Origin of the sequence: Streptomyces sp. NPDC101227, from assembly GCF_044767545.1 — a bacterium.
Classification (GTDB): Bacteria; Actinomycetota; Actinomycetes; order Streptomycetales; family Streptomycetaceae; genus Streptomyces.
Genome location: NZ_JBIWOD010000012.1, coordinates 246,585 through 268,122 on the forward strand (window position 1 = coordinate 246,585; position 21,538 = coordinate 268,122).

Genomic DNA, 21,538 nt, shown 5'->3' on the forward strand with positions numbered 1-21,538 from the left:
GACAATGCAGCGCGGAGGCCGGGATCGTGGGACTGGCCGAGCACAGCGTCCAAAGCGCGGCGTCACGCCTAGGGCGTGTATCGAAAATACCTGGTGAGGATGGAGGGAGCCCATTTTGTGATCCAGAATGTTTGGATGGTCACGCGTGAGACACCCCGTTTGATCCTGCGTCGCTGGCGCGAGGAAGACGTTGCGCCCATGGCTGCCATCAATGCCGACCCCGAGGTCATGCGGTGGATCCGGGACGGCAGTGTCCGTGACGAACAGCAGACTCGCGTCGGGATCCAGACATGGGAGAGCGAGTGGGAGTCACAGGGCTTCGGCCTGTTCGCCGTGGAGATCCGGTCCACTGGCGAGCTGGCCGGGTTCACCGGACTTTCGGTGCCCGACTTCTTGCCGGAGGTACTGCCGGCGGTTGAGGTCGGCTGGCGGCTGGGACGTTCCCACTGGGGGCAGGGCTTGGCCACCGAGGCCGCTGCGGCCGCTGTACGGTTCGGGTTCGAAGAGCGAGGGCTGGAGCGAATCGTCAGCATCACTCAAGTGGGCAACAACGCCTCCGAACGGATCATGACCAAACTGGGGATGCATCCGGTCCGTGAGACCGTCAATCCCACCGGCGGTCGGCGAGTCCGGGTGTTCGAGTTGTCGTCGGACCAGTACGTCACAACCACTCGTTGATGGCGGCAACGAGGACGGTAGCCTCGTAGCGGACCGCGAGTTTGTCGTATCTGGTGGCCACGGCTCGATATCTCTTGAGGCGATTTATGCCGCACTCGACCGCGTGCCGGGCCTTGTAGTCCTCTGGGTCGAACTTCGGTGGCCGGCCACCGCTGGACCCGCGCATCCTGCGGTTGCGGACCTGGTCGACCTTGTCCGGAATGGTGCAGCGGATTCCCCGGCAGCGCAGGTAGGCGCGGTTCTTCCGGCAGGCGGTGCCAGGCGTCGTGCTCGGCCGGCATGTCCCGCCTGGGGCTGCCGGTGCGGAAGCGCCACATCACCTCCTTGAACTGGTCCCGCAGATGCTCCGGGCAGGGGCCGAACCGCCCGACCGGTAGATGGGGCGCGATCAATGCCCACTCGGCATCCGTGAGTTCAGGACGAGTCACCCTTGCCTTCTACCAGGTCAGCATCACAGGAGAGGGGGACTTCTCAATCGTCGGGCAGGAAGCCCAGCACCTTCTGGAGGTCGGCAGGCTCGTGGTAGTGCACACCGGTCATCCCGAGCGTGATGGCAGCATCGATGTTCTCCAGCCGGTCGTCCACGAACAGACACCGGTGGGTGGCGACTCCTGCCCGCCCAGCTGCGATCTCGTAAATCTCCCGGCTGGGCTTGGCCACCCCCACCCGGGCGCTACTGACGACATGGTGCGCGAGATCCGCCAGCCCCATCGACTCAAGGTCACGCTCCAGCTCCAGAGTCGCGTTGGTCACCAGGACCAGGGGCATGTGTCCCCGCACCCGGCGCAGCAGGGCCACCACCACGTCGTCGGCCCGGAACGGAGCGTCGGCAAGCGCCGCCGCCAGCTCACGGGCGCTCGCCTGCGGCACCCAGCCGGACAGCTCCGATGCGATGGAGTCCACCCATTCCTCTGTGGTGATCTCTCCAAGGAGGATCGGCAGGTCGAGTTCAGGGGCGTAGGCCGCCCTTGCGGTGGTGCCCTCGGCCAGTCCCACGGCACGCTCCAGCTCGGCCAGTGCGGCCAAGTCGTAGAAGCGGATCACGTTGTCGAGGTCGCACAGCACCGCGTCAAAGGGCCTGCTGGATATCTCGGAAACCGTCACCGCCTCTGAATAGCACAACGTTCGACCACGATCGCAACCAGGAACAGGCCCTAGTCCCCCAGGTTCTCTGGGGGCACGGCCGCTGTAACCGCCGCGGGCAGCCGGCCATTCAGGATTTCCTGGCGTGGCGGTGACAGTCCGAAGTGCTGCTGCAAGGCGGTCAGGGTCGCACGCAACGAGTCGAACTCCTCGCTCACGTCGTCATCGAGGAGTCCGGCTTCCTCGAACGCCGGGAGCAGGAACGCCATGGCCTCGTCTGGGGTGTCGCCGATGTCGAAGCGACCGACCGTTTGGCCGTGATGCGGCCCCTGGCCTGCGCATTGACGGGGATGGGAACGTGATCGGCGTCGATCATGTCGCGGATCCAAGCCAGGCCGGTGTTGTCGGTGACCTGCTGCCCGTGCGCGTCGTAGAGGCGGATGGTGACGAGCTGCCGGCTTCCTTCCTCAGTTGTGGTCAGGAGCGCGCCGGGCGTTTCCCCGAGGCTCTTCACCGCCTGCAGGAGCTGGATTTGGTCTGCGGTGCCGAGGTCGGAGACCCGGCAGGCGAAGCGCTGGGCGTTGATCGCTCTGCGGCAGAAGCTCCGGTGGAATTCGGCGGTGGTGGGGTGGCCGTCGTGTGCGACCGCGAGCTGATGGGTCGTGCTGGTGACGACGAAGCACGAGGCCACCCACCAGGCGACCCCTTGGTGGATCTCGCCTGGGAACGTGCCGGCGACGTGGCCGTCACGGATGACCGCGTCGGTGTCGATCGGGTTAAGCACGGATCTCCTCCAGGTGCTCGATGACAGCGGCGGCCAGGTCGTTGGGGCTTTGAGCATCGGTGTGGAGCATGATCGCCGTCGGGTCGATGGGGGGCCGTGATCGTGGACGTCTTCCTGCAGTGCGGCCAGGCGGCCGGGCAGAACAGCTCGCTGTCGTCCTGCTTGATGCCCGTCTCGCCGCCATCCGAGGCAGCTGACTGGTACTGGGCGGACGTCATAGGGTCGGCCGACTTCATTCCATGCGGCGGCTCGTAAGCGGCTCGGCGAATGAACCAGACGCTTACGGTGCTCCCGGTCATCACCGGCGGCACAGTCGCCTGTTCACCTGGCCGTTCGGTGGGGCGAAGTCCGTCACGAGGCCCATGGGATTCCTGTGGGTGTGCTCACGAAGTGTCGACCACGGTGACGTTGCGCAGCTCCCTGATCAGCCTTGTAGCGAGAATTCCGCGGAGGTTCGGGTCACTCAGCCGTAGAAGGGCCTCATGCTGGTGGGTCATCCAGCCGTTGGCCGTCAGGGTGTAGGCCGTGCCGGAGTATCCCCACAGGCGAGGGCTGCGCACGCGAAGCGTGACGAAGTCCGTTCCCCGGAGGTGAGGACACTCCTCGACTGCGGTGTGGACGTGGGTGTCACACAGCGGTGGCATGGCGGTCAGGGAGCGCTCCGGCCAGGTGGGCGGGTCGTAGGACTTGCGCCAGTCCAGGAACAGCCACCCGTCCTTGTTTCTGGATGCAGGGAGTCCGCAGACCTGGCACTTCATGGTGAACATGGCCAGGTACTGGCGCCCCGGATGCATCTCGGCGTATTCAGGGCGGCCCGTTCCGGGCTTCTGCTCCACTCGCGCCCACAGCACGTTGCCAGTGCGGTCCTCAGGGCTTTCGACCTTGTAGCCGAGCCGGATCCCGGCCGGCCCCATCTGCACCATCAGATCGCTCTCCGGCGCGAGCCGCTCCCCTTCCCACCGCGCCACGAACGGCACCAGTGAAGGCTTCTTCAGCGGGCACTCAGACACGTGCATCATCCTCAAAATCGAAGTCTCCATCACCGGCATCCGGCCGCGCTGACCGGCGCCCCGCTCGTCCCGGCACACCGGCGGGGCCGGCGGTCGGTCGTAGCCCCAAAGCGTCCAGAAGGGTGAGGCGGTCTTCGTCGTCTCGCGCGAACCGCTCAACCAGGCGCTGCGAGGCTTCGGTTTCCGCCGCAGTGAACCCCCGGGCCATGGCAAGTAAGTCGCATGGCACCTGGGGCGACAGGTTAGTCGCCATGCTTCACCCTCACCGTGAGGGCTTTGCGATCGGATTCGCCGAACGTGGTGGTGGTCCAGCCACCGGCCTCAGTGACGAGCCGCCGAAGGGCCAGACGCTGGACGGGAGTGCTGGCGAGGCGGCCCCAGTTGTGCACCAGGCACAGCACCTCGCGTCGGCCCGATTCGGCCCGCATGGCTTCCAGCAGTGCGGCCAGCTGTGGCCGGGTGGTGCTCAGGGCGTGACTGCCGAGGTCGGTCCACCGGCCGGCCAGCACCCAGTCCATGCGTTCCGCGTATATGCGGCAGCCCGCCAGCCTCATGTCGAGCTGGTGATGACGGCGAGTGGCACACCGGTCGTACACGAACGCCAACGGGGGAGGGGTTGTGGTCATCGACGTGCCTCCGCCGTGTGCAGGACGAGAAGGTACTGAAGGTCTTTGGTGAGCTGCTGCACCTGGACATGCGCGGACAGGGGGCCTTCCCCGAGTCCCTGTTTCATCTGCTGCTCGATGCCGTCGAACCGAGCTCTCCGCTGGTGGGACTCTCCGCCCGCAGGCCACCGTCGGTGGGCCGCCTCACGAGCCTCGGGAAGCAGCAGCGCGATATGTCCCCGTAACTCTTCCTCCAGCATCACCATCGAGGAGAGGTCGAGCCGGCCGCTGCCGAGTTGCAGTGCGCGACGGATCGTCCCGCGGATCGTGTCCGCATCGATCGGATCACCGCTGGTCTGCCGCAGCTTCCCGGAGTCCTGACGCGATCGTGCGCTCACCGCGGCCTCCGCTTGCTGTGCCACTCGCAGGCCACGATGAACCAGAGGCGCTGGCCGCCGCCGACCGGAGTGGTGACCGATCCGGCCGGGGTGAGGGTGCTGTGCGCGGAGCCGCACCAGTAGCACGCCTCACCATGCAGCCGGGCGATGCTCACGTTGGGGTCCGCGGGAGGCGGAGCTGTCGATTGCGTCATGGTCTCTCCCTGTGCCGTTGGGCTCAGAGAGAGGTTGGCCTTGGCGGTACCCCTCAAGTACCCCTGTGAGGGGTAGCTTCAGAGGCTTGCTCCGGCGTGACACCACTCGGCGAAGTTCGAAAGGCTCTCAGCGTCCGCTCTCTTCAGCCGGCGCAGTGTGGCCACGTCCTCCTGAACCCACCGGTGTTCCCGCGCGTGCTGAGGGGCGATCCGACGAGCTACCTTCAGCGACTCGAACGCTGCATCCGGCCGACCGGCCCAGAGCTGGGCGCGGCCGAGTTCGATGTAGAAACCCGAGCGCCGCTCTGCCGGCAGGTCCCGCGGCGGCTTCCATTCGCGGGCCAGCCGCAGAGCCCGGTCCAGATTGCTGTCGCCGAGACTCACAGCCACCGAGACCTCGTGGACACGCACACTGTCCGGCCCGAACGCCGTTCCCCGGTAGACGCCTTCCTTTACCCGGTCGCCGAGAGCGCGCGCCATGTCGAGGTGCACAGTGGCGGCGGCACAGTTGCGGGCCCGGCCGGCAACCACCGCCGCGCGCATGTGCAACGCGCCACGGGCCGCCAAGGCCTCTGGCTCGTCGTTGCGTGGAGTGCGGTCAAGAGCCTGTTCAAGAGCGCGCAGCCCCGCGGCATGCGTCCGAGCGGCTAAGTGGATCTCTGCCCGGACGTAGGCCGTGGTCGCGTCCATGAGCGGCTCGTGGGCCTGCGGCGCTGCCCACTGCATGAGGCCGATGAGGCGGGCGGAGAGGTCCTTGGCACTACGCTTGAACGCGACGGCGTCCGCGGCTCGGCATGCGTCCACCAACAGCTGCGCGACCGCGGGCCGGTCGCCTGGTGCAGCAATGTGCAAGGCGCGACACAGTTCGGCAAGGAGCCCCGGGGCGGTACGGGCGATGCGCGTGTACTGGGCGCTCAGCCGATGCGAAACGACCGCTGCGACAGCTCCACGGAGAGCCCGCAGATCACGGCACGGTCCGTCCTCCGGCGCTTCGAACTGGGCGAGGACGGAGGACAGACCCGGCATCGCTTGGTGAACACGGTCGTCCGGACGCTCCAGGTCCGGAAGCAGGCGGCATGGGTCGATGCCCAGAGCATCAGCAACGGTGCTCAAGACAGCGTCGGACACGCCGCGTTCACCGCGTTCGATCTTCCGGATGGTGCCCAGGGCGACTCCCGCATCACAGGCGAGTCCGGATTGCGTGAGGCCGGCGATACGGCGTTCATAGGCGATGCGCGGGCCTAACCCGCGGTAGACGGTGCTGGCCATACTGTCTCCGTTCGGTTCAGCCACTCCGAACCGTACTCGGATCATCACGCTCCGGGAGCGAAAGTGGCTCTACCTGCCTCACTCACGGAGGCTGGGCCGCGCAGCCGAGGAGTCAGGGCGGAGGGCATCCGCCAGTTCGGCCAGGCTTCCGATCCGCCAATCCGCGGCCTGCGCGTACTCGCTGTCCGCCCACAGGTGCCCGAGGGGCCCGCGGCGCAAATGCGCCGTTCGCATCCCGGCTCGGGCCGCCGGCAGGACGTCGTTCTGTGGGTGATCACCGACGTACAGCACTTCGTCCGCTGAGGTACCAGCCAGCTCAACAGTGCGGGCGAAGAACTCGGGGTCCGGCTTCGCCACACCCCACTCTCCGGATGTTGCGAGCGCATCCACCGGCAGGTTGAGCGTGCGCAGCAGCTCGCCGGCCCGGACGGTCTGGTTGCCGGCCACGATTACACGGATTCCTGCGTCCTGGAGCGCAGCGAGGGACGGTCGCACGTCCGGGTACAGGTCCGACTCGTCCAGGAACTCTCCCAGGCCGGCACGCTGCATCGCCGCCCGCTCGGCCTCGATATCGATGCCAGGCCGCACAAGCCTCAGTGCGTCTGCGTTGTCCCGCCCCTGGGCCACCACTGCCCCGACCAAGGCGGACAGTGTGTGGCGGTTGACGCCGAGCCAGTCTGCCCACGTGCCCCAGCCGCGGTCATCGCGGATCAGGGTCTCGCCGACGTCGAATGCCACTGCACGGATCATGTGCGAAGCCTACGGCGGGTGATCCAGGTTCATTTTTCAGCGGCTCCCACGTGATCGAGCATTTTCGTTTGGTTGAGCCGGCGCTTACGGCGTGGTCGACTATTGAGCAACTCATGCCTCTGACGTGCTTCCATCTCCCGGGGATACTGAGGGGCATGGAGCTGCATGGGGACAAGGTTGTACTGCGGCCGGTGGCCGCCGGAGATGGGGCCGTTCTTGACAGGATCGTGCGGGAGCCGGAAGTTGCGGCGTGGTGGTCGCCCCCGGACGACTTCGAGGGCAAGCTCGCCGTTGTCTTCGAGGGCGAGGTCATCGGAGCGATCCAGTTCGCGGAAGAAGCCGACCCCGAGTTCCGGCACGCCGGCCTCGACATCTTCCTGACGGTGCGGCATCACGGGAAGGGATTCGGCACCGATGCCGTGCGGACCCTGGCCCGGTGGCTGGTGCACGAACGCGGCCATCATCGGCTGACCATTGATCCCGCCGTGGCCAACACCGCGGCGATCCGCAGCTACGGCAAGGTCGGGTTCAAGCCCGTGGGGATCATGCGGGCCTACTGGCGCGATCACCAGACGGGCACCTGGCAGGACGGACTGCTTATGGATCTGCTTGCCGACGAGCTGATCTGACCGGTCGGCGCCAAGTACACCGGGCGTGCCGTGATGTGGGCCGCACCAGTTCTTCGGTTGTGCAGACGAAGTGGCCCGTGCGGCTGGCTTCGTTGATCTCTGGGAACAGCGTTTGTCGACAGGTTCCGGAGTCACTTGATGATCAATGGGCCCGTGAACGTCGATGAGAAATGACGGTACTGACGTGGCCGTGAAGGCGGGACGGCCAGCCGCCCTTCAGGGCAACTGACCGTCGGTGGCAGGTAGCGGCAGGTGTCAGAGCCTGTGTGGCTTGGCCCTCGCTGCTCGTCAGCCGTAACCAGCGTTGGGACGGCCCAGCCGCCTTACGGGGCGACCAGTATGCGGCCCAGCTGTGCACGGCTTTCCAGCAGCCGGTGCACCTCGCTGGTCTCGGTCAGCGGCAGCTGGGCGTGGATCGCTGTGTGGAGGAATCCCTGGGCAGCGTACTCGGTAAGTTCAGCCAGGTCCTTCGCTGCGCGCTCGGGGTCGGCCGCATACGCGGCTATGAGGGAGAACCCGGTGACGGACCTCAGGGCGAACAGGTCAGTGACGGGGATGCTGCCGAGCTCGCCGCTCGCGGCCCCGTACGTCACCAGGCGTCCGTACGGGGCCAGTACGTCCAGGCTACGGCGCAGGATCTCGCCGCCGGCCGCGTCGAGGACGACATCCACACCGCCGGGCGCGGCCGTGCGGACCTGTGCCGGCCAGTCCTCGTCGGTGTAGTCGACGCCGATGTCGGCGCCCTGGATGCGGGCGAAGTCCAGCTTGGCGGCCGTGCTGGCCGTGGCGATGACCGTACCCGCACCGAGCACCTTCGCGAGCTGCACAGCAAGGTGGCCGATGGCGCCCGCGGCGGAGTGCACCAGTACGGTCTCGCCGGGCGCCAGCCGCCCGGCACGCAGCACACCCAGGGCCACCGGTGCCACCATGGGGAGCGCACTGGCCGTGCCTGCGTCGAGCCCGTCGGGTACCGGGACGAGCCGCTGCGCGTCCGCGACGATGAGGTCACAGAACGCGTCCTCGGAAGCCGTGGCGACCCGACGTCCAATCAGGGCCGGGTCCGTGTCCGGTCCGACTGCCTCGACCGTGCCCACCACGTCGCCGGTTAGGGACCTGGGTAAGGGCCGCGAGTAGAGCTCGGTCTGAGCCATGCCGCGCCGGAGCTGGGTGTCCACGAAGTTGGCCCCGATCGCCGCGGCCCGGATCAGCACCTGCCCCGCTTTCGGGACGGGCGCCGGGGTCTCTTCCAAGGCAAGGACCTCAGGGCCGCCGTAGGAGTGGTAACGGATTCGTCGCATGACAACTCTCCTCGAACAGAGTGGTGTTCTAAACTGGACCGATGGTCCAATTCCGACCGTACTGAACCGTCGGTCCAGTTGTCTATGGGTGTGGTCCTGGATGAGGAGAGAGCTGATGGCGGAAGGCCGCCGCGAACGCGCCGATGCGACACGCAATCGGCGAGCGATCCTTGAGGCCACGGAGAGCCTCCTTGCCGAGCACCCTCCCGAGCAGGTCTCGATGGAGCGCATCGCTGCTGCGGCGGGCGTGGGCAAGGGCACGGTGTTCCACCGTTTCGGCAACCGCGCGGGGCTGATGCGGGAGCTGATGCTGGAACGCGCTCACGCCCTGCGCGAATCGGTCACGGAAGGCCCCCCGCCCCTGGGCCCGGGCGCTCCTCCCCGGCAACGGCTGCTTGCCTTCCTCGACGCGGTCGTGGACGTGGTCGGACGGAACAAAGGTCTGCTGGCCGCTCTCGGGCAGGCGGCGACAGCCCCCCGCGACGCCCAGAAGGACTCGTCCGAACAGCACTCGGTCTACGGGTTCTGGCACGGCCACATCAGCGCGCTGATCACTGAGGAACGCTCCGACCTGGACGCCGAGGTGCTGGCCCATATCCTGCTCGGCGCTCTGCAGAACGGACCGATCGTGCACCTGCTGGGGCAGGGAGAGACTCGACGGCTTGCCATGTCGCTGCGGCTGCTCGCCACCGGCGCGCTGGAGGAGTGACGACCCGCCAGGAACCGCCCCATCCGTCGAAGCGGTGGTTACGCCGGATCGCCACGTACAGCTCGAACCGTAGAGGCAGGCGCGCAAGGCTGCTGGACAGGAACCGTCGGCACGGAGCGGATCTATCCGACGCGGCGGATGTCACAGGCGTACTTCTCCCAGTACCCGTCCAGACTGATGACCTCGACTGATTTGCTTGGCTTGGGTGCGTCGATCATGCGGTTTCCGCCGGCGTAGATGCCGACGTGTCCCCAGTTGTGTTTGTTGAAGACGATGAGGTCGCCCGGCTGCATCTTGTCGCGGGGGACGGATGTTCCGATGTGGCGTTGTTCCTGTGAGGTGCGTGGCAGTTTCACCTTGTGGTCGGTGCCTTGGTAGACGGCGTACGAGGTGAGCCCGGAGCAGTCGAAGCCGCCTCCGGACTTTCCGTTGATGGTGCCGCCGCCCCATATATAGGGGACGCCGAGCTGGGTGTATGCGGCTTCGACGATCGCGTTGGAGGCAATGTCAGCGTTCGAGTCGGGCTCACTGGGCTGCGTGACCGCGTACGTCTTGGCCTGGGCGAGGACCTTTTTCACGTACCAGTGGGCGTGGTTGTAGGAGTAGATCGCCTTGTACAGCCCCTTGCTGGTGCCGGTCTTGGCGCCGTTGGCGCACAGCATCCGTGCTGCGGCATACACCGCGTCGGTGGGATCCCATGGGCTGGGCGGGTTGGCTCCGCCGGGTGGGACGGGGTAGGCGTATCCCTTGAAGGTGGCCGGTAGGAACTGCATCGGCCCGACGGCGCCTGCGTAGGAGCGCATGGTGGGGTGGCGGGCGTGGTTGGTCTCGACCTTGCCGATCGCGGCGAGCACCGTCCAGTCCAGCCCCTGGCACGCGGCCGGCGCCGCTTGCCGGTAGAGGGCCAGCATGTTCGCGGGGATGTCGCTCACCTGACCGCTGGCCGCAGTGATCTGCGTCCCGGCGGATTCTTGCTCTTCCTGGTGGCCGGCGGCGCCGTTCGCCACGGCAGCGATGAACAGCACCAGGGTCCCGATCAGTGCGACCGTCCCTGCGCCGAAGGCGGCGCCGACCGCGATGACGGGTTTCTTCACGAACGTCTCCTCGGTCGCGTAGGCCGGGGCGGCGAGGGCTGGCGACGGGGTGGAGCAGGGGGCGTGGCCGGCCGGTTGGCCGCGGCGGCGCGGCTGCGGATGCGGTGCAGTCGCTGCTGCGGGCTCGCCTGCCGGCTGGAGGCTGGCGGCGTCAGCGGCCGCTGCGGGACCATCTGTGTCCGTCGGCTGCGCCGCGGTGCGGCGGCAGGATGCGGGGCGAACGGGCGGCCCGGGGTGCGGCGTGGCGCCGGGGTGGTCGTGCGGCGTGTCCAGTGGGAGGAGAGCACGGGTGGCAGACCGCGACGTGCGCGGATGCGGTTGCTGATCCAGCGGCCGCCGATGCCGCGCCAGTATTCATCGGCGAAGTTGTACACCTGCGGCTCATAGGTCTCGCGTGCCGCATCGAGGCGGTCTTTGAGCTGGGTGGCCGCGTCTGCGACCTGACCGGGCGCAGCCTGCACCGCAGCCGCGGTGCGTCGTGCGGCCCGCGGCCCGTAAACGGGCAGCCCCACCGTGCCCTTCAGCCCCGCGCGGCCCACCCGCATACCGGTTCGGGCCCCGGCACGCACCGTCCGTCCTGCGCCACGCGCGAGCCCCCTGGCGCCCTTGGCCAGGCGCCCGGTGAGCGCGCGGGCACCGCCGGCCCGACCCAGGCCGCCGCTGATCGCGCCGGCGGTGCCGCCGGTGGCGGCCATCATGCCGAGCATCAGGGCGGCTCCGCCGAGACCTGGGGCCTGGGACCTGAGCAGATCCAGACCAGCACGTTGCTGCTGTCCGAACTCGCCACCAACGCGGTGGTACACGCGAGGGGCCCGTCGATACGGATCATCATCGACCGGCCCGCGGCCGGCCTCGTCCACCTCGCGGTCGTCGACCGCGCCCCTCTCCTCCTTCCCCTGATGCGCGTACCGGACATGGACACCGAGTCCGGCCGCGGCCTGCTCATGGTCGACGCGGACGCCGACCGCTGGGGATACGAACTCCTCGGCCCCAAGTCCCGGCCATGGGGCAAGCGAGTGTGGGCGCAGGTGTCGGCATGAGTGGCTTCGTTCACGACTGGCGTCAGCGGTTGTTCATCACTGTGGGAGGCGCCCGAACGGGCTCAGGGGGAAGGATCGCGGTCCTGGCCGTCGGGCACGTGGTCGGAGGCGCCCTGCAATACGTCCTGAAGTGGCTCGCCGGCAAGGCCGTGACCGCGTTCTGCCAGGTCACTGAGGAACTGCTGGACGCCTACCTCGACCACCTGGCCGACGATGAGGTCCCCGTCGATGCCTGCTACCGCCGGATCACCGAGATCCGCAGGCTCTGGGCCTACCGGGACATCCTCCCGCCGGGCATGCGGCTGCCGGACGCCCCGCCCTGGGCGGGAGAGGACACCCAGGACCTGCTGGGACGCACCCGCGGCTACCGGGAGAACGGCACCCGCCGCATCGGCGAGATCACGATGCAGATGACCTTGCGCTGGGCGATCCGGTTCGTCGAGGACTTCTCCGACGACATCCTCCTCGCGCATGCCGAACACCTCGAACTGCACCACAGGATGCCGGAATGGCGCCGGGTGTTCGGCACCCAGATGCCGTCCGGTGTCACGCGGCACCGCAAGGGCGAACTGGCCCGGAAGACCGCCGCCTACCTCGACGGCCTCCGCAAGCGCGGCGAGGCCCTGCCGGGCACGCGCCGGGAGGACGGTCAGCTGGAGATCCGCTGGCGCTACCTGGCCGCGATCCTGGACTGCACCGCTGAATCCTTCCCGAGAAGTGGGACCGGCCGCATGGTGACCGAGTCCGGCCTGCCGATCGCGGAGCATACCTACCTCGGCAACGTCACCGGCCTCATCGACGGGGAGCCCTGGCGCCGCGACCGCATCCACTACGAGGGGGCACCCCGGCTCGCCCGGCTGCTGGCCACGGCCTGCTTCATCATCGTGGCCTACCTCTCCGGAGCCCGCCCCGGGGAGGCTCTCAATCTGCGACGCGGCTGCATCACGCACGACAAGAAGACCGGGTTGTGGCTGATGGAGGGCATCTACTTCAAGGGCGCCGAGGACGAGGACGCCAACAAGATCCCCGAGGGTGAGCCCCGGCCAGACCCCTGGGTCGTGATCGAGATCGTCGCCCGAGCGGTCGCCGTGATGGAACGGCTCCACCCCCGCCCGCTGATCTTCCCCAGGTCGATCGAGCCGCACTACCGCCAGTGGGACAACACCAAGCGGCACGGACACGCCCGCACCCTCCACGGCATCCACAAGGACCTGGCCGCGTTCGTGACCTGGGTCAACACCTACTGCGAGAACCTGGGGCGCAGCGACGCGATCCCACCCGACCGGCACGGCTCTCTGGCGCCCAGCCGGTTTCGCCGCACCCTGGCCTGGTTCATCCGGCGCCGACCACGGGGGCTGATCGCCGCCTCGATTCAGTACGGCCACGCATTTACCCGAATGCTCCAGGGGTACGCAGGCACCTACGAATCCGGCTTCCCCGACGAATACGCCTTCGAGGACTGGCTGTTCCGCATGGAGGGCCTGGCCGAGGACGAACAAGCCCTCGCCGCGGGCGAGCACGTCAGCGGGCCGGCCGCTGACGCCTACCGCTACCGGGTGACGGCGGCCAGCCGCGAGTTCGCCGGCCGCGTCCTGACCAGCGACCGTCAGGCCCGCGATCTCCTCGGCGGCCCCCGCCTGCAGGTCCACCACGGCCAGGGCATGACCTGCGTCCTCAATCCCGCCACCGCCGCCTGCCAGCTGAAAGGGGCCGCAGACGACCCGATGGTCACCCCGGACCTCGACGACTGCCGCCCCAGGTGCCCCAACATCGCGCGCACCGACCGCGACATCGAGCACGTCCGCCAGCAGGCCGCCGAGCTCACGGAGACCGTCACCGACCCGCTCGCACCCCCGATCCGGCATGAACGCGATCGGCACGAGCTCGCACGACTGGAGCAGATCATCGAGGTCCACCAGCAAGGAGCCGCCACCCCATGACCAGAGTCCCGATCGGGAGCGAGACGGACCCGGTCCGGCGGACGATCATCGCCGCGATGAATCGGCTCTTCGCCGGCACCCCCCAGCGGTCCAACGGTCGCCTCAACGTCTCCCAGCTCGCGATCGAGTCAGACCTCAAACGCTGGCACCTCACCCACCAGCACGCCGACCTCAAGGACCTCTTCCAGGAACACGCCGCGAAGGACGAAGCGAAACGGGCCGCTCACGTCCAGTCCTCAGACGCCTTCGAGGAACTCAAGACGAAGTACACCGATCTTCAGGCCCACTGCCGCTTCCTGGAGGCACGACTCCAGACGGTCGCGACCGCCGCCAACCTCCTCGCGCTGGAGAACGCCGCTCTCTCCGGCCAGGCCCTCAACGAAGGCAAGGTCCGTGCCCTTCCCCGCAGGCGGACGCAGATGCCGTGAATCCCCTCGGCCACCGCCTCCGCCTGAGTACGACCAACATCATTCTCATCGTCGTCACGCCGATGATCAGTCACTCGTCAGCGGCGCCCGGGTTGCCTCCCCGGCCGAATCGCTGATGCCAGCGCAGGGCGCCCAGGTTCTGCCACACCACACCGAGCTCGATCTGGGCTGGAGTGAGCCCGATCGCCTCAACCAGCTTCTCCTCGCTCATGCCGGCAGGATGCTCGTCCATCGCGCGATAGATCTTGCCCGCCCATAGCTCAGCGTCAATGAAAGGTCGCTTCCGGTATCGCTCTTGCAGGTCTCGCAGATGCTCACGAGAGCAGGCGACGATCATCCGGCCGCCGTCGAGCTTTTGGGTCGTGGGCGTGGACGACGGAGGAGTCCCGCACGACGGTATACAGCTCGGAGCCGTCGTCGATCATAGCTCCGCACCGGTCACACAGCTCGGGCTGAGCCTCGTCCTCGCCGACGGCGTCCGGATCGCTGTCCCTCACTCTTCCTGTCTACCGCTCCACAGAGGTCACCGCGTCCTGGCCCCCAAACTCCGGCATCAGGAGCCTGTGCTTCCCAGCACCGAGGCTGCGGAGGAGTAGGAGGGACTGGACACCGCCGCTGTCACTCACGGCTGGAGGGTAACCAGCTCTCGTGAGATCGCCGCCTTGGGAGCAGAGCAGCTCCGGTGGGCAAGGCTAAGCCGACCATCACGCCTCGCCGCTGACCGGACCGGTTGGGCTGTCTGGACCAGTCAGCGGCCCCAAATCCTCCGGCCCGGCTCGGGCAGCGCAAGCCTGGCCACCACTGTGTCTGCGATCGTCGACGCGCGCTCCTCTTCCAGTCCGTGCTGCGCGGCCATCTCCAGCACCGACTTCCGTACCTCGGCCAGCTGCCGCTGGGTCAGCGGCGGAACTGTCACGGCTTCGACCGGCCTGCGGAAGAGCTTGCGTAGCGCGGATCTCGCCCGGCTGGCCGCGCCGTCCGCGATCTGCTGTGCCGCCTGGTACACCGCCAGCCACACCACGGAAGTCACCAGCTCGGAGACCTCGCCGAAGCCGAAGCCCAGGGGCTGGCGCCTGCCGCGGCCGGCCAGCCGCCGTACGACTGTGGCGTCGTCGAACTGGTACAACGCCGTCACCAGCGGCAGTTCCTCCGTGGCCACCTCGGCCACCACGTCACGGACCACGTCGCGTACTAGCGTCCCGTCCGTCGTAATAGTCCGGCCGCCGGACCAAGCTGCTCCGGAACCAGCGCCCCATGAGTGGCGCTTAGAGGCCGATGGAACTCTGGGCGGACTGAGTTGAGAAGCTTGGGGGACTGGCTCGTGGGGAGTTTCCTCGGCCTGCTGTGTGATGGCGTCCGCGGTGGCGGCGATGGCGGTGGCGGAGGCGTCCGGGCAGGCGAAGGAGAGCAATTCGCTCAGGCGCTCTGCGTGCTCGGCGCGTTCTGTGTCCGTCACCACGTCTCCAGGGTAGGCCGGTGGCTCACAGCGGGGGCCCTGACTGCTTTACGCAAATGGGGCAGCGGTAGTTCGGCCGGGTGTTGACGGCCAGCAGGAAGCCGATGGCTTCGTTTTCGGCGCGACGCACGGTGGCTGCGGCACTGTCCTGTGGGAGCGGTGCCGTTCCCATGATGGCCTCGATTAGGTGGGTGAAGTGTTTCTCTGCCTCATCCCAGTTCGTTTCGGCGCTGGCCTTGAGGTGGCGGGCGCCGAAGGCCAGGACCGCGGCCTTGACGGCCTCGCCGCCCTGTTCATGCACGTCATGCAAGGTGATCACGGGCCGCTCCCGGAGGAGGGAGGAGAGCCGGGTGATTCGGCCAGGCGGCGCAGTTCATCCAGGACGTCGCTCAGCTCGCGTGCGTGGTGGGCCTGGATCTGTTCGGTGATGACGTAGCCAGCGGCCGCTCCGATGATGGCGGGGATCGCGGCCCAGCCCGCGAGGGACAACGGCCAGGCGCACCACTGGCGGCGGACGGCCGCGGGCGAGGTGATCCCGGTCATCACGTCGTAGGCGTTCGCCCAGCCGATCAGGAACCCGTTGAGCACATACAGCCCCGCGCATACCGTCAGCACGACTGTGCCCCGGCTGAGCAGCCAGAAGGCGAACCGGGGCAGGGCGTGCCGGTCGGCCCATCGTGCCCGCAGCCGTTGCCGTCGGCCCGGTGGCGGGGGCCCGCCAGACGGGCGCGCAGATGCGGAGGACACATCGCCCACGGTAGAGGCTAGGTCACCTCTCAGGCAGGTGAACGGCCATCTTTGGCACAAGAACTGACGTGACGTCACGCTGGCAGGCGGCTATTCAAAGGCAACAGCACCGTTGCATGGGCTGACGGTTGCAATGGATCCCTCACCAGGGCATACGCGGCCTCCACCCACAGGTAGAGAGCTCAACACACTGGCGGGATAAGCGATTCCGTCGGCGGCGTGCTCCTGCCGATCACCTCGGCCTGGGGCGTGGGCCTGTACTCCTGCCGCGGCCAGTCCTCCAAGACCTTCGTCTGCGAGGCGGTGCAGCAGTACGCCCGCCAGGGCGAAGGAGTGACGGTGGTCTTCTGTGGCGACTGGACGCTGTGTCCCTCGCTCCGTGGTCGAGCGGATGGAGCGCTACGGCAACGGCGACCTCGACCTGGACTTCCGGCAGATCGCCATCACCGCCGACGATGTCCGCTCCGGCCGGCTCACCACCCACGACGTCAACACCCGCGACGTCAACTACGCCCGCTACCGCGAGGAGTGCCTGCGCGAAGGCATCGACCCGAACACCGCCGTCGAGGTCGAAGCCCTCCGCCCCGGGGAACTGCGCCAGCGGCTCGACGTCGAGATCGAGGGCCTGGTCGACGACATCGACCAGTGGAACATCGAGTTCAGGGCGGAAGCCGCCGAACGGGAGCTGCTGCGGCGTCTCCAGGGCGTGGCGAAGAGGATCGTTCGAGACGAACCGACGTCAGAAGACGATCAAGGCGAGTAGCTCCGGTGCACCAGAGCTGAACAGCGAGGGGGCGGCCGCTCGGCCGCCTCCTCGGGCTGCTGGTTCAGTGTGAGGTGGCCGGGTGGACTGGTGAAGAGGTGGTGTTCCAGCCCTGCACTATTCGACGGTTCGCCCCGAGCCGGCCGGCCCGTGAGGGCGATTGCTATCCGGGGATGAGCCCGTCGTCGGTGAGCATCTCCAGAACCCCTTCGAAGGGCAGGTCCGCCGAGGGCAGACAGAACTCGGGCTCCGTCGAGCCGTCGGGCACGGGTGCCCCCAGCTGCCGAACGCCCGCCAGCAGGTCGGTCAGAGCCTGGTGGAAGCCCGGTTCGTCACCGGCCTCCATTCGCTCCATCATCTGGTTGTCGAGCACGTTCAACTTGGCCAGGCTGGCTTCGTCGAGCTCCCACCGGCCTTCGCCGGCAATCTGGGCGATCATCAGGTCTCCTCACAACAGGTCGTTGTTCGTTTGCAGGCTTGGATGGCCTCGGCCGGCCACGGCACAGCCGGATGGCGGCGTCACGCGGTGGTGCTCCGAGCCATCGAAAGAAGTGGTGCCGCGGTCCGCCAGCAGGTCAGTGCTTGAGCCCTTCGAGCAGTGCGGCCCGCTGCTTGCTGCCCAGGCTGCCGATGCGTCGGGCGCTGGGGATTTCGGCCTCCTCCATCAGCTTCACGGCCTTGACCGGCCCGATCCCGGGGAGGGCCTTGATCACCGCCGCGACCTTGGTCTTCTTGAGCAGGTCCTCCTTGTCGGCCCGCTTCAGCACCTCGGCCATGGTGACCTTCCCCTTGCGGACCTGGTCGATGAGCTCGGAGCGGGCCTTTCGCACCGCGGCGGCCTTCGCCAGTGCGGCCGAGCGTTGTTCAGCGGTGATGGTGGGCAATGCCATCGGGGACTCCTCTGTTTCGTGCGGGGACGCGGACGGGCGCGGCCGCGGTCCCGCACAGCGGTGCGGCGACCGTGACCGGCAGCGACAGCCGTGCCCAAACCGATGCCACATCAAGGCGCTTCGGGAGGCGATTCCTGCGAACGAGGGACGCGCACGAGCGGCACCACGTCGCCGGGTTGAGTCGGCGCAGGCCGCGCGCATCGTGTGCGCCGTCCTGCAGATCACCGGCGCGTTCACTTACCCCCTGGAGTTCCCGGCCGCAGCACACCAAGCCGCGTGTACCACAGTTGTCGCATCCGCTAGAGTGCTTAGGACTGCTCCTGAGCTGCGGAAACGCCAGTTGCACGCTCGTGGTGCCCCGGAGAAATGTCGGTGGCTGGGACCCTACCGGCAGATGCGTTCCTCGTTCCGTGGTCGGGCGCATGGAGCGCTACGGCAACGGTGAACTCGACTTGGACTTCCGGCAGATCGCCATCACCGCCGATGATGTCCGCTCCGGTCGGCTCACCACCCACGACGTCAACACGCGGGACGTCAACTTTGCCCGCTACCGCGAGGAGTGCCTGCGCGAGGACATCGACCCCCACGTCGCGGTCGAAGTCGAGGCCCTCGCGCCCGGCCTGCTGCGAAGCCGGCTGAACGACGCCATCGAGGCCATGGTCGACGACGTCCGGCAGTGGAACATCGAGTTCCGCACCGAAGAGGCCGAGCGGGAGCTGCTGCGTTCCCTGCAAGGAGCAGTGAAGAAGATCGTTCGGAACACCACGGTCGAGCCGGACGCCGAAGACGACGAGGACCAGTAGGCCCCGTGCCGCAAGGCGATACTGAGGCGGCTGAGGAGCTACCCCTCCCGCGGCTGGCTAACTGTCGTCCACCAGCGCGAGGAAAGCGGACGGGGACTACCAGCACACCGGACCGCTGGCTACGGTCTGGTCAGGCGTTCGCGAACGTGCCCTGGACGGCCGTTTCCTGTTGCTTGCACGACGGGCAGCGATGGATGGAGAACAGCAGCGACCCGTGCCGCAGCACGTCCCTGATGGCGTCCGGGCCGGCAGGGTTGTCGCACTGAGAGCGCCGGCGGTCCGCGCCGTCCTCGAACGCGCACCGCCCGCAGCGGAGCCTGTCGGGCTGCTCGCCGAACACGACCGTCGGAGCCGGGCTCGCCAGATGCACACAGGCCAGAAGGCAGCCGCGTTCCTGGGCCTGGTAGAGCGCGGCCACGATGGTCTTGAACCAGGCAGGCAGATCGGTCAGCGAGGTGGAGCGACCGCGGCCCGACCCGAGTACGGCATCGAGCGTCGCGGTGGTGTGAGCGGAGGCTGCCTGGAACTGGTCGCGAAGAGGGGTGGAGTTCTACATGGGGTCAGGGGACCGTCTGAACCAGGTGGTTTCTAGGAGGGGGTCCAGCGCGTCTGGGTGAAGCCCCCAGCGGTTGCTGGCAGACCGGTTTATGTGCCACCCGGCATGGACCCGTGATGGTGCCCCTGCGTAGGTGCTACCGACCTCCGGTGAAGGAGGGCGGCCCGTGGTGCTCGGCAACGTGGTGCTCGGTGTGGCGTACGGCCCCGCGACGTAGCCGACATGCTGCGCCAGGCGGGAAGCGAAGACAGCGGCATCACGCTGGACGACCGGAAGGTGATTGAGTGGCAAGGCGGTGGATCAGAGGTCTCCTCAACAGGTCAGGCGCCGTGCCGATCACGGCGACTGACCAGAAGGGTGCGGCCGTTGGCCTGTACCAGGGCAACGTCGTGGGCTTGAATCCTTGAAGATCACCACATGCGCCATATGTATCTGGTTGACTACTTAAAGTAAGGGAGAAGCGGTATCTGAAGCGAAGGAGGCCTGTGGTGACAACGACAGACGACGAGAGGACCAATCCTGCGGCCCGGCTCGGCTTCCAGCCCGGTCAGGTGGTCCAGGAAATTGGGTACGACGACGACGCCGACCACGAGCTGCGAACGGCAATCGAGGAAATTACCGGTCAGGGCCTGGTGGATGAGGACTACGACGATGTCGCTGACGTCGTCCTTCTCTGGTTCCGAGACGATGACGGGGACTTGACCGACGCCTTGGTCGACGCGATCGGACTGCTCGAAGACGGCGGCATCATCTGGATGCTGACTCCGAAGACCGGGCGCGATGGCTACATTGAGCCCAGCGATATCAGCGAAGCTGCCCAGACCGCTGGCCTCTCTCAAACCAAGTCCGTGGCCGTGGCCAAGAATTGGGTCGGCGCCCGCCTTGTGGCGCCCAAGCGGTAGCCAAGCCGTCTCAAGCATCAACGGTGGTGGTCATGCGACCCACCGGACACGCCCTAGCAATGGAGGTCAGCATGGCAATCGAATCAACCGGCGGTGTCCTTGTCGCGGTCGGTGATCAGGGCCTGCTGCGAGTCAGCCAGGACGGCGGCAAGACCTGGCAGAAAAAGACATCACGGGTCAGGACGAGCACTACTCGGCCATCGCCTACGGCAAGCCGTCGGGACAGTCCCGGCTCGTCCTAGCGGGTGCAGCCAACGGGCAGGCGAAGGCGTACTACCGGGCCGCCGCCGAGGAAAACTGGACGCCTGCCGCGATCACGGGCTCGGGCCAGCCTCGCCAGGTGGCCTGGTCCGAGGAGCGCCGACAGTTCGTCATGGTTGGTGACAAGGGCCTGGTTGCGATCAGCGACGACGGGGAAGTCCTGGGAGACGAAGACGGTGGGCGGCGGTACCGACCTGACGGGCGTGGCCTGGGGCAAGCCCGGGTGGATCGTCGTCGGTGCAGACGGCTCCCTCCTGTCGAGCACGGACGGCAGCGCGTGGACGCGTATCGAATCCGGACTCACTCACCCGCTGACCAGCATCACCTGGGACGGCAACCGTTACCTTGCCCTCAGCGCGGCTGGCCAGAGCGTAGCTGCGAGCACGGACGGCAAGTCGTGGAAGTCGGCCGAATTCGCAGATCTGCCCGCCTCGGGCACCGCCATTGCTGCCGTCCCAGGCTCTCAGCCGGTCTACGTCGCCGCTGGCGCCGCATCCAAGATTGCGAGCAGCAGCAACCCGCTGACGGCCTGGCAGCCCAGGAGCATCCCGGGGAGCACCAAGGCCAGCGCGACCTCCGTGATCTGGTCTTCCGTGCACCGGAAGTTCATCGCCACGATGGAGGGTTGCTTCGTCGCCCTGGGCGACGCAACCGGGGCTTCTTGGGAAGCGGTCCCGCTCGGCAGCCCGTGGGACAGCCAGACCATCCGCGCGATCGGCGAAGCTCCGAGCTTCTAGGACCGCAAAGCTCACGCTCCACCGCATATATGCCACCTGTGACCCGCGGAACCTCGGGTCGGCACGGGTGCTTGGCAAGCTCGGCATGACGTGGGAAGGACGTCATCGTCACACCGCGCTGATCCGGGACGGTTGGCGAGACTCCGAAATGTTCAGCATCCTCGAGGACGAATGGCGGGAGGGCGACGGCCCGGATACCGGGCCGGGCCGGCCGAACCCGGCCGCCTGAGCGCGGCCGGGAACTCAGGTGGCCGGGCCGGTGTCGAGTTCTGAGCTGCGCGGGAGGTCAGTCGTCGTCTTCCCCGGTGTAGAGCCGGGTATCGAGGTGGCCAGCCCAGGCCAGGGCCCACGCACGCAGGTCTTCAACCTGTTCAGGGCTCAGGCCGTAATCGCCGAAATCCTGGTCATCCCACCACTCGGCGCCGGCGAGGCGGTCGCGCAGGTCGTGGAGGCACCCAGGGGCCGGCCGACGGGCTTTGGGCGGAGCATCCTTCCTGCGAGTGGCGAAAAACCG

27 protein-coding genes and 4 pseudogenes are annotated in these 21,538 nt (G+C 67.7%); 11 read left to right on the forward strand and 20 right to left on the reverse strand.

The features are described 5' to 3' along the window. The first annotated feature begins 135 nt into the window (after positions 1-135). Complete coding sequence (locus tag ACIRPT_RS27260) at positions 136-678, forward strand: GNAT family N-acetyltransferase (protein ID WP_403831582.1); 543 nt, start codon at positions 136-138, stop codon at positions 676-678. A 314-nt stretch (positions 679-992) separates the two neighbouring features. Here ACIRPT_RS27260 and ACIRPT_RS27265 read toward each other — a convergent pair. The 9 genes and pseudogenes from ACIRPT_RS27265 to ACIRPT_RS27305 all read right to left on the reverse strand — a co-directional run. Beyond that, positions 993-1,106: pseudogene (locus ACIRPT_RS27265) on the reverse strand (hypothetical protein); the annotation flags it as partial. 43 nt (positions 1,107-1,149) lie between these two features. Next, the gene (locus ACIRPT_RS27270) at positions 1,150-1,782 is read right to left on the reverse strand and encodes an HAD family hydrolase (RefSeq protein ID WP_403831584.1); all 633 of its coding nucleotides are present in this window, start codon (positions 1,780-1,782) and stop codon (positions 1,150-1,152) included. A 193-nt stretch (positions 1,783-1,975) separates the two neighbouring features. Next, on the reverse strand, positions 1,976-2,545 hold the full coding sequence (locus ACIRPT_RS27275) for a hypothetical protein (RefSeq protein WP_403831586.1): 570 nt from the start codon (positions 2,543-2,545) through the stop codon (positions 1,976-1,978). 383 nt (positions 2,546-2,928) lie between these two features. After that, positions 2,929-3,555: a hypothetical protein gene (locus ACIRPT_RS27280; RefSeq protein ID WP_403831588.1), complete on the reverse strand. Its 627-nt coding sequence runs from the start codon at positions 3,553-3,555 to the stop codon at positions 2,929-2,931. 242 nt (positions 3,556-3,797) lie between these two features. Further along, on the reverse strand, positions 3,798-4,073 hold the full coding sequence (locus tag ACIRPT_RS27285) for a hypothetical protein (RefSeq protein ID WP_403831590.1): 276 nt from the start codon (positions 4,071-4,073) through the stop codon (positions 3,798-3,800). Between the two features lie 104 nt (positions 4,074-4,177). After that, a complete protein-coding gene (locus ACIRPT_RS27290) occupies positions 4,178-4,558 on the reverse strand; it encodes a DUF6415 family natural product biosynthesis protein (RefSeq protein ID WP_403831592.1) in 381 nt (126 codons plus the stop codon). Further along, the gene (locus ACIRPT_RS27295; RefSeq protein WP_403831595.1) at positions 4,555-4,752 is read right to left on the reverse strand and encodes a hypothetical protein; all 198 of its coding nucleotides are present in this window, start codon (positions 4,750-4,752) and stop codon (positions 4,555-4,557) included. Before ACIRPT_RS27295 ends, ACIRPT_RS27290 begins: the two co-directional genes overlap by 4 nt. A gap of 78 nt (positions 4,753-4,830) precedes the next feature. Then, positions 4,831-6,021 carry a helix-turn-helix domain-containing protein gene (locus ACIRPT_RS27300; RefSeq protein ID WP_403831597.1) on the reverse strand — a complete coding sequence of 397 codons (1,191 nt, stop codon included), beginning with the start codon at positions 6,019-6,021 and terminating at the stop codon, positions 4,831-4,833. A 78-nt stretch (positions 6,022-6,099) separates the two neighbouring features. Then, positions 6,100-6,771, reverse strand: a complete 672-nt coding sequence (locus ACIRPT_RS27305; protein ID WP_403831599.1) for an HAD family hydrolase — start codon at positions 6,769-6,771, stop codon at positions 6,100-6,102. A gap of 155 nt (positions 6,772-6,926) precedes the next feature. Here ACIRPT_RS27305 and aac(6') point away from each other — a divergent pair, with 155 nt between their 5' ends. Next, positions 6,927-7,400 (forward strand): aminoglycoside 6'-N-acetyltransferase, encoded by a 474-nt coding sequence (gene aac(6'), locus ACIRPT_RS27310; protein ID WP_403831602.1) that lies wholly within the window; start codon positions 6,927-6,929, stop codon positions 7,398-7,400. Between the two features lie 323 nt (positions 7,401-7,723). On the opposite strand, the gene ACIRPT_RS27315 is transcribed toward aac(6'), so the two are convergent. Then, positions 7,724-8,698: a zinc-binding alcohol dehydrogenase family protein gene (locus tag ACIRPT_RS27315; protein ID WP_403831604.1), complete on the reverse strand. Its 975-nt coding sequence runs from the start codon at positions 8,696-8,698 to the stop codon at positions 7,724-7,726. A 115-nt stretch (positions 8,699-8,813) separates the two neighbouring features. On the opposite strand from ACIRPT_RS27315, the gene ACIRPT_RS27320 reads away from it, so the two are divergent. Further along, on the forward strand, positions 8,814-9,407 hold the full coding sequence (locus tag ACIRPT_RS27320) for a TetR/AcrR family transcriptional regulator (RefSeq protein WP_403831607.1): 594 nt from the start codon (positions 8,814-8,816) through the stop codon (positions 9,405-9,407). A 122-nt stretch (positions 9,408-9,529) separates the two neighbouring features. Here the strand turns inward: ACIRPT_RS27320 and ACIRPT_RS27325 are convergent, their stop codons facing one another. Beyond that, positions 9,530-10,501, reverse strand: a complete 972-nt coding sequence (locus ACIRPT_RS27325) for a C40 family peptidase (RefSeq protein ID WP_403831609.1) — start codon at positions 10,499-10,501, stop codon at positions 9,530-9,532. Then, positions 10,498-11,208: a hypothetical protein gene (locus tag ACIRPT_RS27330; protein WP_403831687.1), complete on the reverse strand. Its 711-nt coding sequence runs from the start codon at positions 11,206-11,208 to the stop codon at positions 10,498-10,500. Before ACIRPT_RS27330 ends, ACIRPT_RS27325 begins: the two co-directional genes overlap by 4 nt. A gap of 24 nt (positions 11,209-11,232) precedes the next feature. On the opposite strand from ACIRPT_RS27330, the pseudogene ACIRPT_RS27335 reads away from it, so the two are divergent. From ACIRPT_RS27335 to ACIRPT_RS27345, 3 genes and pseudogenes are all read left to right on the forward strand, one after another. Beyond that, positions 11,233-11,541: pseudogene (locus ACIRPT_RS27335) on the forward strand (ATP-binding protein); the annotation flags it as partial. Beyond that, the gene (locus ACIRPT_RS27340; protein WP_403831612.1) at positions 11,538-13,481 is read left to right on the forward strand and encodes a hypothetical protein; all 1,944 of its coding nucleotides are present in this window, start codon (positions 11,538-11,540) and stop codon (positions 13,479-13,481) included. The pseudogene ACIRPT_RS27335 and the gene ACIRPT_RS27340, both read left to right, overlap by 4 nt. Next, positions 13,478-13,909, forward strand: a complete 432-nt coding sequence (locus tag ACIRPT_RS27345; protein ID WP_403831614.1) for a hypothetical protein — start codon at positions 13,478-13,480, stop codon at positions 13,907-13,909. The genes ACIRPT_RS27340 and ACIRPT_RS27345 overlap by 4 nt, the downstream gene beginning before the upstream one ends. A 70-nt stretch (positions 13,910-13,979) precedes the next feature. On the opposite strand, the gene ACIRPT_RS27350 is transcribed toward ACIRPT_RS27345, so the two are convergent. The 4 genes from ACIRPT_RS27350 to ACIRPT_RS27365 form a co-directional block, all read right to left on the reverse strand. Beyond that, positions 13,980-14,120 (reverse strand): hypothetical protein, encoded by a 141-nt coding sequence (locus tag ACIRPT_RS27350; RefSeq protein WP_403831616.1) that lies wholly within the window; start codon positions 14,118-14,120, stop codon positions 13,980-13,982. A gap of 537 nt (positions 14,121-14,657) precedes the next feature. After that, positions 14,658-15,092 (reverse strand): hypothetical protein, encoded by a 435-nt coding sequence (locus ACIRPT_RS27355; protein ID WP_403831619.1) that lies wholly within the window; start codon positions 15,090-15,092, stop codon positions 14,658-14,660. Between the two features lie 298 nt (positions 15,093-15,390). Continuing rightward, positions 15,391-15,684 (reverse strand): hypothetical protein, encoded by a 294-nt coding sequence (locus ACIRPT_RS27360; protein ID WP_403831622.1) that lies wholly within the window; start codon positions 15,682-15,684, stop codon positions 15,391-15,393. Further along, positions 15,681-16,112 (reverse strand): DUF6313 family protein, encoded by a 432-nt coding sequence (locus ACIRPT_RS27365; RefSeq protein WP_403831624.1) that lies wholly within the window; start codon positions 16,110-16,112, stop codon positions 15,681-15,683. The genes ACIRPT_RS27360 and ACIRPT_RS27365 overlap by 4 nt, the downstream gene beginning before the upstream one ends. A 379-nt stretch (positions 16,113-16,491) precedes the next feature. Here ACIRPT_RS27365 and ACIRPT_RS27370 point away from each other — a divergent pair, with 379 nt between their 5' ends. Continuing rightward, positions 16,492-16,875, forward strand: a complete 384-nt coding sequence (locus tag ACIRPT_RS27370; RefSeq protein WP_403831626.1) for a hypothetical protein — start codon at positions 16,492-16,494, stop codon at positions 16,873-16,875. A gap of 163 nt (positions 16,876-17,038) precedes the next feature. Here ACIRPT_RS27370 and ACIRPT_RS27375 read toward each other — a convergent pair whose 3' ends face one another. Both ACIRPT_RS27375 and mihF read right to left on the reverse strand, forming a co-directional pair. Continuing rightward, positions 17,039-17,314, reverse strand: coding sequence for a hypothetical protein (locus tag ACIRPT_RS27375; RefSeq protein ID WP_403831628.1), 276 nt, complete (start codon positions 17,312-17,314; stop codon positions 17,039-17,041). A 136-nt stretch (positions 17,315-17,450) separates the two neighbouring features. Further along, positions 17,451-17,765, reverse strand: a complete 315-nt coding sequence (mihF, locus tag ACIRPT_RS27380; RefSeq protein WP_403831630.1) for an integration host factor, actinobacterial type — start codon at positions 17,763-17,765, stop codon at positions 17,451-17,453. Positions 17,766-18,175: 410 nt separating this feature from the next. Between mihF and ACIRPT_RS27385 the strand changes: the two genes are divergently transcribed. Beyond that, complete coding sequence (locus tag ACIRPT_RS27385) at positions 18,176-18,568, forward strand: hypothetical protein (protein ID WP_403831633.1); 393 nt, start codon at positions 18,176-18,178, stop codon at positions 18,566-18,568. 130 nt (positions 18,569-18,698) lie between these two features. Here ACIRPT_RS27385 and ACIRPT_RS27390 read toward each other — a convergent pair whose 3' ends face one another. Next, complete coding sequence (locus tag ACIRPT_RS27390) at positions 18,699-18,986, reverse strand: hypothetical protein (RefSeq protein ID WP_403831635.1); 288 nt, start codon at positions 18,984-18,986, stop codon at positions 18,699-18,701. Positions 18,987-19,609: 623 nt separating this feature from the next. Between ACIRPT_RS27390 and ACIRPT_RS27395 the strand changes: the two genes are divergently transcribed. The 3 genes and pseudogenes from ACIRPT_RS27395 to ACIRPT_RS27405 all read left to right on the forward strand — a co-directional run. After that, positions 19,610-20,026 carry a DUF3052 domain-containing protein gene (locus tag ACIRPT_RS27395; protein ID WP_403831638.1) on the forward strand — a complete coding sequence of 139 codons (417 nt, stop codon included), beginning with the start codon at positions 19,610-19,612 and terminating at the stop codon, positions 20,024-20,026. A 437-nt stretch (positions 20,027-20,463) separates the two neighbouring features. Further along, on the forward strand, positions 20,464-21,024 hold the full coding sequence (locus tag ACIRPT_RS27400) for a hypothetical protein (RefSeq protein ID WP_403831641.1): 561 nt from the start codon (positions 20,464-20,466) through the stop codon (positions 21,022-21,024). 10 nt (positions 21,025-21,034) lie between these two features. Beyond that, positions 21,035-21,253: pseudogene (locus ACIRPT_RS27405) on the forward strand (GNAT family N-acetyltransferase); the annotation flags it as partial. Between the two features lie 57 nt (positions 21,254-21,310). Here the strand turns inward: ACIRPT_RS27405 and ACIRPT_RS27410 are convergent. After that, positions 21,311-21,538: pseudogene (locus ACIRPT_RS27410) on the reverse strand (hypothetical protein); the annotation flags it as partial.

Excerpts from the sequence above, each read along its gene's own strand:
- ACIRPT_RS27340 (WP_403831612.1), top strand. The coding sequence starts at position 11,538 with ATGAGTGGCTTCGTTCACGACTGGCGTCAGCGGTTGTTCATCACTGTG.
- ACIRPT_RS27330 (WP_403831687.1), bottom strand. The coding sequence starts at position 11,208 with ATGCTCGGCATGATGGCCGCCACCGGCGGCACCGCCGGCGCGATCAGC.
- ACIRPT_RS27285 (WP_403831590.1), bottom strand. The coding sequence starts at position 4,073 with ATGGACTGGGTGCTGGCCGGCCGGTGGACCGACCTCGGCAGTCACGCC.
- ACIRPT_RS27350 (WP_403831616.1), bottom strand. The coding sequence starts at position 14,120 with ATGAGCGAGGAGAAGCTGGTTGAGGCGATCGGGCTCACTCCAGCCCAG.
- ACIRPT_RS27315 (WP_403831604.1), bottom strand. The coding sequence starts at position 8,698 with ATGCGACGAATCCGTTACCACTCCTACGGCGGCCCTGAGGTCCTTGCC.
- ACIRPT_RS27375 (WP_403831628.1), bottom strand. The coding sequence starts at position 17,314 with ATGATCGCCCAGATTGCCGGCGAAGGCCGGTGGGAGCTCGACGAAGCC.
- ACIRPT_RS27260 (WP_403831582.1), top strand. The coding sequence starts at position 136 with ATGGTCACGCGTGAGACACCCCGTTTGATCCTGCGTCGCTGGCGCGAG.
- ACIRPT_RS27300 (WP_403831597.1), bottom strand. The coding sequence starts at position 6,021 with ATGGCCAGCACCGTCTACCGCGGGTTAGGCCCGCGCATCGCCTATGAA.
- ACIRPT_RS27345 (WP_403831614.1), top strand. The coding sequence starts at position 13,478 with ATGACCAGAGTCCCGATCGGGAGCGAGACGGACCCGGTCCGGCGGACG.
- ACIRPT_RS27305 (WP_403831599.1), bottom strand. The coding sequence starts at position 6,771 with ATGATCCGTGCAGTGGCATTCGACGTCGGCGAGACCCTGATCCGCGAT.
- mihF (WP_403831630.1), bottom strand. The coding sequence starts at position 17,765 with ATGGCATTGCCCACCATCACCGCTGAACAACGCTCGGCCGCACTGGCG.
- ACIRPT_RS27320 (WP_403831607.1), top strand. The coding sequence starts at position 8,814 with ATGGCGGAAGGCCGCCGCGAACGCGCCGATGCGACACGCAATCGGCGA.
- ACIRPT_RS27295 (WP_403831595.1), bottom strand. The coding sequence starts at position 4,752 with ATGACGCAATCGACAGCTCCGCCTCCCGCGGACCCCAACGTGAGCATC.